Here is a 12,327-nt window from a genome sequence, read left to right on the forward strand (position 1 = left end):
ACTGTCTGGGTATGTACGGCAGTATTGCCGCAAAGGTCGGTAGCCGTCCATTTTCTTGTAAGGGTGTAGCTTCCGGCGCAGGCACCATCGGTCCTGGTCTCGGCGAATGTCACAGTCGCGCTTCCGCAGGCATCGGTTGCAGTCAATACAGCAGCAGCCGGAATGTTTCCGCAAGCAGCAGTTATGCTGGCAGCAGGCAATGTTCCTGCAAATACAGGAGCCTGCGTATCAGCCACGGTCACTGTCTGGGTATGTACGGCAGTATTGCCGCAAAGGTCGGTAGCCGTCCATTTTCTTGTAAGCGTGTAGCTTCCGGCGCATGATCCATTTGTTCTTGTCTCCGCAAATGTTACGGTTGCAGTTCCGCAGGCGTCTGCAGCGGTCAATACTGCCGCTGTCGGGATGTTTCCGCAAGATGCTGTTATGTTCGAAGGAAGGGTTCCATTGAATGTCGGTGCGTTTGTATCGGTTACAGTAATTGTCTGCGTGTGAGTTACGGTGTTACTGCATGTATCAGTAGCTGTCCATTCTCTTGTAAGGATATAATTTCCGGCACAGCTTCCGTTGGTTCTTGTTTCCAGCATTTTTACCATAACAGTTCCGCAATTATCAGTTGCCTTAAGGTCTGCAGCTGCTGGGATATTGTTACAAGATACTGTTACATTAGAAGGAAGAATACCATCGAATGTAGGAGCAGTCGTATCGTTTATTGTAATTGTTTGGGTAAAATTGGCTGATGTACAATCTGTAGCTACAGTAAATACTCGAGTTACAATAGTAGGGCAGCTGCCTGTGCTAGTATCTCTATATGTTATAGTGTGTGCTAACCCAGAGTTTGATGTAGTTCCTCCAGCAGTTAAAAATTGCGCTAACGTAATTGACACAGGTGTCTCGCTATATGCTAAAGGAGAAATACTGGTTCGGCTGCACCCTTCTATAGTACTATTAGATGGTCCTGTCAGATTAACAGATGGTTTTACAGTAACAGTAACTTGTGCACAAGAAGAGTTTCCGCAACTGTTTTCCCAACGTACATAATATGTTGTTGTTTGTGTTGGAGCTGCTATAGATAAGTTGTTTCCTGTACCGATTGATGTACCTCCGCAGCTGTCAGTATACCATTTTAAATTGGTACCCGATCCTCCAGTTGCAGACAGAATGATATTTCCGCCAGCATTAGAACAGAAATTATTGTTATTTACACTTGCAGCTGTAGGAGCGACAGGTTGCGCTCCTACAGTTACCGTTACTTGATCAGTCGATGTACATTGTCCACTAGCATTCGTAACTGTAAGTGTATATGTTGTTGTAGTAGTTGGAGAAGCAATTGGGTTTGCGATATTATTAAAGTTTAACCCAGTAGATGGACTCCAGCTGTATACGACACCGCCGCTTCCGCTTAATTGTGTATTGCCACCAGGACAGATAGTAACATCTGGTCCAGCGTTTGCAACAATAGGAGTAGGGTTACCGATAGTTGCAGTACCGCTAATATTTGGCTTGCAGCTACCTGGGTCTTTTACAACTACCGTATAATTTCCAGGAGCTAAATTCGAAAATGTATTTATGCTTTGCCAGTTAGTGCCATTGTTGATAGAATATAAATAGCTTCCTGAACCTCCAGAAACGTTAACTGTCAACGTTCCGTTATTTTGTCCGTTACATTGTGCGTTAGTAGCGTTAATCGAATTGAGTACAGCAGTTTCGTATATATTCATAGTCTGCGTAACATATACGACATCTGTTGAACAAGGACAGCTTGTAATTGTCCTTACGATAAAAGTTTCGCCATTATCTGAAATGGCATCTGCTATCGTAGTATAAGGAATGTCAACATACGTTGCATTTGCAGGAATTGTTACTTGCGTAGGGAAAGGTTGTCCGCCAGTTGTTTGAACATCGACACCATTTGTGAAGGTTCCTGACAAAAGCAAATTAACAACTAATGGCTGCGAAATATCGCTGCCTGTTCTTTGTACTCTGAATTTATTATTACATCCTTCAAAAAGGTTGTTCTGGTTCTCAATAAGGTTTCCGTAATTCGTAAGGATAATATTTTCAGAATTAAAACTTCTGGCACCCAAGAAAACACCAGAATCCCATTGCTGGTCTCTTGCATCACCGATACTCAGTTTGATTCTATAAGTTGAACAAGGAGTAACAGGATAAGTAGCGGTTAAGATAACAGTGTTCCCGTCAAATTGGGTAGTTGTTGAACCGTTAGCATTATTTGTATAGTATTGACCGTTTTCTGCTGGGAAATTAACGTTATCAACATTAGTTCCAGCTGAATGGATCGTATTGATAGAAATCGGTATATTGCTGCTTGGCAAAAGCGCAAGGTTGATGGCATTGTTTCTGTATGGACCTGAGATTCCAGGACCGCTTAAGAAAAATCCAAAAGCATCATTATAGCTTGTTTCGCAATATTCTAGATATTCTTCAGAGGAAAAAACATATTTAAATTCTAGCGTATTTCCAGCAGGGACAAAATCAAATTCAAGAATAGAAGCATCCTTGATTGTTTGTCCTGAAATAGAAACCAAATCAGGATCGTTAGCAGCGTCTACCATTTCGTCTGATTTTCCGCCAGTATTGTTCGGACCCATTGCAGAAGATGCTTTTCCAGTAGTCAGCAATAATCCTTCCTCGATTGGGAAGGTAGAAGTTGCTTTATTGAAATAAGCCAATTGACGGTCACCCGGAGTTGCAGGCCAGCTATGGTTCTGCCAAGTGTAGGTATTATTGTTTCTTCGATAATATCCGAATCTTACATTGCTGGCAGACAGACATCCCGTTACAAAAAGATTTTTTACTAATTGTTCGGCTGTATAAGCATTGTAAGTAGCGTTTTCGGCCACAGAAATAGATCCTGCAACGGCCAAAGTTTGGTACTCAAGTCCGCCTTTTGCCTTCTTTTCAGGAGTGTATGGAATGTTTGGCTTTGTAACCCTGGTATTAAAAAGTTCTTTTTGCTGAGCAAATGAATTTGCAGACAACAAAAGCAAAAAGGTTACTGTAACCAACTTGCAAGACATTGTTACCAAGGCGTTTAATCGGGCCAGTTTTTTTAAGCAGACATTTTGGTTTTTGGATATAAAAGTATGTGTAGCTTTTATATCCTCATGCAGCGTAAAATTTTTCATGTACGTATTTTTTTGGGTAAAATTTTTAAAGCGAGAACTTATTTTGGATAAAAAATAAGATTAGAAAATCACTTCAACGGGTAAAATTAGCATCTAGTTTTTGAGATAAACAATTTTATCCGTGAATAGCAGAAATAGTCGTTAAAGTATCATTATTGTATAATTTGCTCATAATTCGATTAGTTTTTTTAGTTATTATTAATTTTATGGCTTGTTTATTGTTTTTTATTGAATCTAAAGCATGACGAAAAGGCCCAGATATTTGGACGACTTAGTGTTTTCGTTTTGAGGGAAATTTTGCAATCAGACTCAATAGAAAAACTTCAAGGTGGTATTAAGTTTTGCTATTCAAATTTTGTCGCTTGTGGTGAGCTTCTAAAGTTTTATGATTGACTTTTATAGGACGAATGTATATTAATAAATATTTAACTAATCCAAAACCTCAGTTTTTTCGATAAAAGTGCTTAAAAACTCTGTGAAGTAAACTTTTTTTTGTAATTTGTTCTTATAAATAGAAGTGTTTTTCGAGGTTTAACTAGTTTTAAAATTATCAGTACATGAAAAATTTGATATTAATACGACATGCAAAATCAAGCTGGAATGCCCCACTTCTAGACAAAGACCGTCCATTAGCGACAAGAGGAATGAATGATGCTCATTTAGTATCTATGGAAATTGGCGGACACCTGCCAAAAACATTTATCATACTGAGCAGTACTGCAAAAAGAGCCTCTGAAACGGCTATTATTTTTGCGCAAAATCTTTCCTGCCCAATTGAAAGTATCATTTTTAAGGATGAACTCTATACATTTGACGAAAGGCAGCTCGAAAAAATTATAAAATCGTGTAATAATGATTATGACAATGTTATTCTTTTTGGTCATAATGATGCTATAACAAATTTTGTTAATAAATTTGGGAACGTTTTTATCGATAATGTTCCTACATCAGGATTTGTTTCTATCAATTTTCAGAGCAATGACTGGCAGTCGATCGATAAAGGCAAAACACAAAAAGTGATTTTTCCTAGAGATTTAAGAAAATATGATTCAACCAATTGATTACCGTTATATTGATCGCGAAAAAAGCTGGCTTGCTTTCAATGCTAGAGTACTCCAAGAAGCCGCCGATAAAAATGTACCTTTATTAGACAGACTCCGTTTTTTAGGAATTTTTTCAAATAATCTCGATGAATTTTTCAGGGTGCGATTTGCCGCTATCCGCCGCTTGAGCCATTCTGGTATTTCAGGAGAGAAGCTTTTAGGAGGTATCAGTTCTCAGCAATTGGTTAAGGATATTACAGAAATCGTTATCCAGCAACAGTCCGAAAGCCTTAGGATTTTGAGCAATATTGAAAATGAACTCGAAAACGAAAACATTTTCATCATTAATGAGACCGAAATTTCTAGGGAACAAGAGAATTTTATAAAAGACTTTTTCATTCAAAAAGTAAGCCCGGCTCTAGTAACCATCATCTTGAATGATTTGGCTGAATTTCCGGTGCTGAAAGATACTTCAGGCTATCTTGCCATTAAATTGGTTATGACCAAGCCAAAAGCAATCACCAAGATTGTCGTAAAGGATACAGTGCTGAAAATTAAGAAGCCTAAAAAAGATGTGCGTTATGCCGTAATCGAAATCCCGAAAACGATAAACCGTTTTGTAGTACTTCCGTCGAGCAATAACAAGCAGTATATCATATTGTTAGACGATGTAATTCGATACAATCTCAGCAGCATATTCAATATTTTTGATTACGAAAGCATTTCGGCTCACATGATAAAAATTACCAGAGATGCCCAGTTGGATATCGATAGTGATTTGAGCAAGAGTTTGATGGAGAAGATTTCTTCGAGCGTAAAAGATCGTCGAATCGGAGAACCTGTTCGTTTTGTTTACGACCAATCGATCGAAAAAGATACGCTGAAATTTTTCCTGAATAAGATGGGAATAGACTCGACTGACAGTATCATTCCTGGAGGAAGGTACCATAATCGCCGTGATTATATGGACTTTCCGAATCTTGGAAGATATGATTTATTATACCAATCGAATGTTCCGCTGCCCGTCGATGGACTTAGCTTGGAAGGAAGCATGCTTGAAAAAATTGCCGAAAAAGACTATTTGGTAAATGCTCCTTATCAGTCGTTTTCCTATCTGATTAAATTTTTGAGAGAAGCTGCTCTTGATCCTAAAGTAGTTTCCATAAAAATCACTTTGTATAGGCTGGCAAAGAATTCCCAAATTATCAGTTCCTTGATCAATGCGGCAAAAAATGGCAAAAAAGTAACCGTTCAGATTGAGTTGCAGGCGCGTTTTGATGAAGCCAGCAACATTTCCTATGCAGAACAAATGCAGACTGAAGGTATAGAACTGATTTTCGGAATAAAAGGCCTCAAAGTCCACAGCAAAATATGTGTCATAGAACGCCTTGAAGAAGGAAAAGTAAAACGCTACGGACTGATTTCTACTGGAAACTTTAACGAATCCACAGCTAAAGTTTATACCGATGTAACGTTATTTACAAGCCATTCTAAAATTCTAAAAGACGTTGCCAAAATCTTCGACTTTTTTGATATTAATTATAGAATACATCGCTACAAACACCTGATTGTTTCGCCACATTATACAAGAACGCGCTTTGAAAAGCTAATCGATAGAGAAATTGAGAATGCGTTGGCTGGAAAAGAAGCCTACATTAGCTTAAAAATGAATAGCTTGTCAGATTACGGAATGATTGATAAGTTATACGATGCCAGCAGGGCGGGAGTCAAGATTAGGTTGATAATTCGAGGGATTTGTTCTCTTATTCCTGGTATTCCTGGCATGAGCGATAATATTGAGGCTATCAGTATTGTAGATAATTATCTAGAACATTCTAGAGTATACATATTTGGAAACGAAGGCGATCCCGAAGTTTATATTTCCTCAGCAGATTTTATGACCAGAAATCTAGACGGAAGAGTAGAAGTTACCTGTCCGATTTACGATAAGAACATAAAACAAGAATTGATCGATACGTTCAATATCGGCTGGAAAGGAAATGTAAAAGTGAGGCTTCATTCCGAAAAATTAGACAATCTCTATAAAATGCGAAAAGACGACCGCGTTTTCAGGGCACAATTAGAAACCTACAATTATTACAGAGACAAGTTAGAAGTCATATCATCAGAAGAACTGACTCCGGGAACTGTAATCGAACCTAAAGAATAGCTATCATTTCTCAAGGTTCCATTTAAAAATGCTATAAAAGAATTTATGATTACGATAAAAAAATATGCGGCAATAGATATAGGTTCAAACGCAATGCGATTGCTTGTAGCAAATATTGTCGAGCAAAAAGGAAAAGAAACACAATTTAGCAAAAGTTCCCTTGTCCGAGTTCCGATTCGTCTCGGTCAGGATGCTTTCACGGTAGGAGAAATTACCGATGAAAATATCGAAAGGATGATCGATGCCATGAAAGCCTTCAAGCTTTTGATGAAGGTACATAAAGTCGAAAAATATATGGCCTGTGCGACTTCGGCCATGCGTGAAGCTTATAACGGAAAAGAAGTCGTAGAACTGATCAAGAAAAAAGCGGATATAAAAATTGAGATTATCGACGGAAAAAAAGAAGCCGCAATAATTGCTTCTACAGATTTACATCATTTATTAAAAACCGATCAGACGTATCTTTATGTAGATGTTGGCGGCGGAAGCACGGAATTTTCGCTTTTTGCTGAAGGAAAGATCGTAGCTTCAAAATCATTCAAGATCGGAACGGTTCGCTTGCTGAATAATATGGTCAATGACATCGTATGGCAAGAAATCGAAAAATGGATCAAGCACGTGACAGAAGATTACGAGCAGATAAACATGATTGGTTCTGGCGGAAATATCAATAAAGTCTTTAAGATGTCAGGAAAACTGCAGGAAAAACCATTGTCTTATATGTATCTGAATTCGCAATTTTCTTTTCTTAATGGACTTTCGTACGAACAGCGAATTGCCGAATTAGGTCTTAATGCCGATCGTGCCGACGTCATTATTCCAGCGCTAAAAGTCTATCTGAATGCGATGAAATGGAGCGGTGCCCGTAATATTTATGTTCCAAAAATTGGACTGTCTGACGGTATAGTAAAAGCGATGTATTACAATAAAATTTAGAGAATTTGGTCTAGAAATCTAAATCAAAGGTCTTTCTCAAAAGATCCAAGCTCGGATTGATTTCATTCAATCTGTTGAATTTGTCTTGCGGCGTGAAAGCAAATTTATTTTCTACAGATTCGTTAACGATGACCTCAATTTGGATATCATAATTATGAAGTTTTCCGCGAAGATGTCCTAATAAATCATGTTTCTCAGATTCAAAATCAATCTTAGAACCTTCATTTGGCAGTTCATGATATATAATGTTTCCTTTTAATTTAGGATCACTAATTAGTAAAAGCGATTCCATAATTTTTTGACCTTTATCACCCAAACGCTGTGCATATTTGTTCCATTGCAAAAGCATGTCGGTTTCGGTAAAAGGCTCTTTTGGCAATTCGGCCTCATGTTTTACAATAGCACTATTTGCTTTTTCCAACTCGCGTTTCGCCTTAATACTAGAAAGCGAAAGCGCTGAAACTTTTGGCAAGTTATTCTCAACGGGAGTTTCGATTTTTGGAACAACAATGATTTCTTTTTCTGGCTGTTTTTCTTCTGTAGGAGCAGTTTCTTCAACAACAGGAACGGTCTCTACTTGAATAATTTCTGGAGATTTTACAGGAATTTCGAATACTCTTCCGTAGAAGTAATTTGGAGGAATTATATATCCGTCAACTTTTTTTTTTCTCCATCAAAAGTGATAGAGGCCAATTGCATCAGGCAGAGTTCCACAAGCAAACGCTGGTTTTGGCTCGATTTGAATTTTAAATCACAATCGTTTGCCAAATCAATTCCTTTTAAAAGAAAATCTTGCGAAGCCTTTTGAGCCTGCAGTCCGTACATTTTTTGAGCTTGCTCGCCAGCTTCTAACAAAGCTAAAGTACTTGGTGTCTTTGAAACCAGCAAATCTCTAAAGTGAGAAGCAAGTCCGGCTATAAAATGGTGGCCATCAAAACCTTTAGAAAGAACTTCATTATATGCAATCAGCAATTCTGGAATCTTATTTTCCAAAATCAGATCGGTCATATTGATATACGTTTCGTAATCGAGCACATTTAAATTCTCTGTAACCGCTAGACGCGTAAGATTGTTACCCGAAAAACTTACAACTCTGTCAAAAATTGACAAAGCATCACGCATAGCGCCGTCTGCTTTTTGGGCAATGATATGAAGCGCGTCGTCTTCAAAAGTGATTCCCTCGCTTTGCGCTACATCTGCCAAATGGTTTTTAGCATCTTTTACCGTAATTCTCTTGAAATCAAATATCTGACAGCGCGATAAAATCGTAGGAATGATTTTGTGCTTTTCAGTCGTAGCCAAGATAAAAATGGCATGCTTAGGCGGTTCTTCCAGCGTTTTCAAAAAAGCATTGAAAGCAGCCTGTGACAACATGTGTACCTCGTCAATGATATAGACTTTGTACTGTCCAGTTTGTGGTGGGATTCTAACTTGGTCAATTAGGTTTCTGATATCGTCGACTGAGTTGTTTGATGCCGCATCCAATTCAAAAACATTGAATGCAAAATCTTCTGTAGGATCGTCATAACCTTCTTGGTTTATTTTTCGCGCCAAGATTCTGGCGCAAGTTGTCTTACCGACACCTCTAGGGCCTGTAAAAAGTAAAGCTTGAGCAAGGTGATTATTTTCTATGGCATTCAATAAAGTATTTGTAATAGCCTGCTGACCCACAACATCTTTGAATGTTTGCGGACGGTATTTGCGGGCAGATACAACGAAATGTTCCATAGAAATTTGACTGGAGGACAAATATAGTTTTAAATTTAAAGATTAAAAAGAAATTTTAAAATTAATCTTCGCACCTAAAATCGTTCCATATCGGGATGTAGCGTGATGTATTCTTCGGTTACTTTCTTATTTGTTTCATGGATAATTATACCAATACACGAATCATTTTCAATTTCGAAAGCAATGCCTGAATCCATAGCATCATACAATTGTATTGATTTGCCATCTGCATTATATTTTCCGACCAGTTTTATTTCTGGATAGCTCTTTTGAATGTCGATTAGCGATTTTCCGATCGCAATTCCTTCCGAAGTTTTAAATTCAGGAGAAGTAATACGAATCTGCCGAATTACCTTTTCCTTCATTTCGGAATCTTTATATGTAGTGTAGATATTTAATTCCTTTTTTTGACCATCTTTTGAATACCAAGTCGCCCAAGCCTTGCCCATAGCCGCATCGGAGAAATCGGGTTTTCCTAAAGATGAAAGCGTTTCGGCGTTTTGTCCTAATTGAGTAAGACCAATACTTTTCCCTGGAATGATGAGCTGTTTGCGATCTGTTATTTCTGGCGAAACGTATTTCACGATACTGTCGGAAGTTTTTTCAGTTTCAACAGCGGAAGCTTTTTTATCGGAACAAGATAGAAGACTTATTCCAATCAAAGCTAAAGCGATTTTTTTCATAATTGTATTTTTATTATCCTAAAACTTCAGCTATGGTTTCTTTTTTCAAAAGCCTTACTAATGCTTCTTCTTCAGGATTTAGCTTATTATTTTTGATATTCTTTTTTAGTTTGTAATTCCAAATCGAACCTTTTTCATACGAAGCGATAACAGTAGGATGGACGTAGTATTTTCTGCAAACAGTCCTTGTATTGCCCAATTTTTTGGCCACACAATCTACAACAGCCACGATGTTTCTTTTGCATTCTGTTTCGGTTTCAAACCGACCGATTTCCTGAAAAGCAAACAAGGCATTCACGCTTCCGGCCCAAACTCTGAAATCTTTGGCCGTAAAATCTTCTTGCGTAATTTCTTTAAGATAATTATTGATATCGGCAGAACCAATTGAATGGTGTTTTCCTTCGTCATCATAATATTGGAAGAGTTCCTGTCCTGGAATTTCCTTGCACTTTTTGACGAGATTGGCCATTTTCCGACTCTGCAGGCTTATTTTATGTGTGACGCCTTTTTTTCCTTTAAAGTCAAAATAGATGGTAGAATTAGAAAACTTGACGTGCTTATCTCTTAATGTTGTAAGTCCAAAAGAACCATATAACTTCTTATAAGCATCATTTCCGATACGAATGTTGGTCATTTCTATAAGCTTTACGACCAAAGCCACGACTTTTTCATACGGAAGTCCTTTACGTTCTAAATCCTTGTCAATCTGTTTTCGTATCATAGGAAGGGCATTTGCAAATCGTCTCAATCTGTAAAATTTAGACTGATTCCGGATCTTGTTCCAATTCGGATGATAGCGGTATTGCTTTCTTCCTTTGGCGTCGATTCCGGTGACTTGCAGATGCCCATTTTCATAGGGAGAAATCCAAACTTCTTCCCAAGCCGGCGGTATGACCAGCTTTTTTATTCTTTCGATCGTAAGCTTGTCCTTGACAGTTTTATTGTTTTCATCTTTGTAGATAAAAACATTATTCTTGTCTTTTTGGCGATAATAACCTTTATGTGTAGGAGACGAATACCGCAATCCGACAGCTTTCGCTGTTATCTTAGGGTCACTGCCTATTTTTTGGAGTTTTGCTTCTAATCGGTTCATGCTTTTAGTTGGAAGATTGTCTGCCTTTGATGACTAGCTCGTGTAATGTTTTTGCGGCTTCGTCTTCTGAAAAAGATAAATCCCCAGAAACATAGACTCCTTTTTCTCCTTTGTCTGATTTGATGCCATAAACGGTAGCTTCGTCTCCAGGATCAGAAGCTCCTTCATAGCGATAGATATGTACAATTTCAAAACAATCGCCACATTCTTTGATACGATCTGACTCTAAATTAAAATCTACTGTAAATCCTTTTTCAGCCAATTCTTCTAAGGCTTTAGAAACAGTGGCATAATGATACATTTGATGGTCCATGACTTTTTCTTTTATAGTTGGTTTTTATTATTTCTAATTTACAATTTATATTTTTCGCTACCTGCCAATAGAATGTTAATAGAGTTTACAAGATTATGAGGTGAAATTATAGTTATACTCTTTTTAAAATAGAAGGCGAGCCACAATCTGAAATCTTATATCTCAAATCTTAAATTTATTATCTTACTTTTGCACCGCAGGCCGCCTTATCGCCGTCTTGAATAAAGAGGGAGGAAAGTCCGGGCACCATAGAGCAGCATAGCGGGTAACACCCGTCACCAAAAGCAATTTTGGGAGGACAAGTGCAACAGAAAGTATGTACAGGTAATGCTGTAGTGAAACCAGGTAAACTCTATGCGGTGAAATACCAAGTATATCGGCATTTAAGGATTGCTCGTCCGTTGCCGAAGGGTAGGTAGATTGAGTTTGGCAGTAATGCCAAATCTAGATAAATGATAAGGATTCGCTTTCGCGGATACAGAACCCGGCTTATAGGTCTGCATTTTTTTGTTATAGCTTCAGCTTAAATTCCAATCCGATATTCCGGATGCTTTCAATCGCGATTCTGGAATCTTCATTAAAATACTTTCGAAGTCGGCTGATAAAAACATCCATACTTCTTCCCGAAAAAAAGTCGTCGCTTCCCCAAACCGCTTTTAAGATTTCTTCACGTTTGAGCAGCTGATTTTTATTTTTGTGTAAAAAGGAGATAAGAGCACCTTCTTTTTCCGTCAGTCTTTGAATGGAGCCATTCATTTTTAATTCCAAACGCTGCGGATTAAAGGTATAATCGCCAATATGGATTTCTTCTGAAGAAAATACGTTTGTTTTCTGTTCGCTTCTCTTTAAGATGTTGTTCAAACGAAGAACCAATTCATCGGCTTCAAAAGGTTTTACGATATAATCGTCGGCTCCTAACTTGAGCCCTTTGATTTTGTCGTCTTTCAGTTTTCGGGCTGTCAAGAATACAAAGGGAACTTCAGGATTGATCTTGATGATTTTTTCGGCTAAGGTAAATCCGTCAATTTTTGGCATCATCACGTCGAAAATACAAATCTTGAAATCTTCTTTTTGAAAAATGTCTAAAGCCTCTTCACCATCTTTTGCCCAAAAAACTTCAAAATTATGGATGTCGAGATAGTGCTTTAAAATCATCGCAAAATCAAAATCATCCTCCGCTAAAAGTATTTTTCTTTTTATGTATGACACGTTCCT

Annotated in this window: 10 protein-coding genes and 1 other RNA gene; 4 read left to right on the forward strand and 7 right to left on the reverse strand. The window is 37.9% G+C overall.

The window, feature by feature from the left end:
• Positions 1–3,146 (reverse strand): choice-of-anchor L domain-containing protein (locus tag CLV94_RS13085; RefSeq protein ID WP_211331197.1); only part of this gene is annotated, 3,146 nt, incomplete at its 3' end.
• A gap of 557 nt (positions 3,147–3,703) precedes the next feature.
• On the opposite strand from CLV94_RS13085, the gene CLV94_RS13090 reads away from it, so the two are divergent.
• Genes CLV94_RS13090 through CLV94_RS13100 form a run of 3 tightly spaced genes read left to right on the forward strand, consistent with a single transcriptional unit; the run spans position 3,704 to position 7,295 of the window.
• Positions 3,704–4,207 (forward strand): SixA phosphatase family protein, encoded by a 504-nt coding sequence (locus CLV94_RS13090; protein ID WP_121376955.1) that lies wholly within the window; start codon positions 3,704–3,706, stop codon positions 4,205–4,207.
• Positions 4,191–6,359 (forward strand): polyphosphate kinase 1, encoded by a 2,169-nt coding sequence (gene ppk1 / locus CLV94_RS13095; RefSeq protein WP_121376956.1) that lies wholly within the window; start codon positions 4,191–4,193, stop codon positions 6,357–6,359. Before CLV94_RS13090 ends, ppk1 begins: the two co-directional genes overlap by 17 nt.
• 45 nt (positions 6,360–6,404) lie before the next feature.
• Positions 6,405–7,295 carry a Ppx/GppA phosphatase family protein gene (locus CLV94_RS13100; RefSeq protein WP_121376957.1) on the forward strand — a complete coding sequence of 297 codons (891 nt, stop codon included), beginning with the start codon at positions 6,405–6,407 and terminating at the stop codon, positions 7,293–7,295.
• Positions 7,296–7,305: 10 nt separating this feature from the next.
• Here the strand turns inward: CLV94_RS13100 and CLV94_RS13105 are convergent, their stop codons facing one another.
• The 5 genes from CLV94_RS13105 to CLV94_RS13125 form a co-directional block, all read right to left on the reverse strand.
• Positions 7,306–7,767, reverse strand: coding sequence for a DNA polymerase III (locus tag CLV94_RS13105; protein WP_245982575.1), 462 nt, complete (start codon positions 7,765–7,767; stop codon positions 7,306–7,308).
• Between the two features lie 170 nt (positions 7,768–7,937).
• Positions 7,938–9,023 carry a DNA polymerase III subunit gamma/tau gene (dnaX, locus tag CLV94_RS13110; protein ID WP_121376958.1) on the reverse strand — a complete coding sequence of 362 codons (1,086 nt, stop codon included), beginning with the start codon at positions 9,021–9,023 and terminating at the stop codon, positions 7,938–7,940.
• Positions 9,024–9,097: 74 nt separating this feature from the next.
• On the reverse strand, positions 9,098–9,706 hold the full coding sequence (locus tag CLV94_RS13115; protein WP_121376959.1) for a hypothetical protein: 609 nt from the start codon (positions 9,704–9,706) through the stop codon (positions 9,098–9,100).
• Positions 9,707–9,719: 13 nt separating this feature from the next.
• Complete coding sequence (locus CLV94_RS13120) at positions 9,720–10,799, reverse strand: DNA topoisomerase IB (protein WP_121376960.1); 1,080 nt, start codon at positions 10,797–10,799, stop codon at positions 9,720–9,722.
• 4 nt (positions 10,800–10,803) lie between these two features.
• Positions 10,804–11,112, reverse strand: a complete 309-nt coding sequence (locus CLV94_RS13125; protein ID WP_121376961.1) for a hypothetical protein — start codon at positions 11,110–11,112, stop codon at positions 10,804–10,806.
• A 193-nt stretch (positions 11,113–11,305) separates the two neighbouring features.
• Between CLV94_RS13125 and rnpB the strand changes: the two genes are divergently transcribed.
• Positions 11,306–11,620: RNase P RNA component class A (gene rnpB / locus CLV94_RS13130), an RNA gene on the forward strand.
• Between the two features lie 2 nt (positions 11,621–11,622).
• Here the strand turns inward: rnpB and CLV94_RS13135 are convergent.
• Positions 11,623–12,321: a response regulator transcription factor gene (locus CLV94_RS13135; RefSeq protein ID WP_262672420.1), complete on the reverse strand. Its 699-nt coding sequence runs from the start codon at positions 12,319–12,321 to the stop codon at positions 11,623–11,625.
• Positions 12,322–12,327: the final 6 nt, after the last annotated feature.

This window comes from Flavobacterium endophyticum (assembly GCF_003634455.1).
GTDB lineage: Bacteria > Bacteroidota > Bacteroidia > Flavobacteriales > Flavobacteriaceae > Flavobacterium > Flavobacterium endophyticum.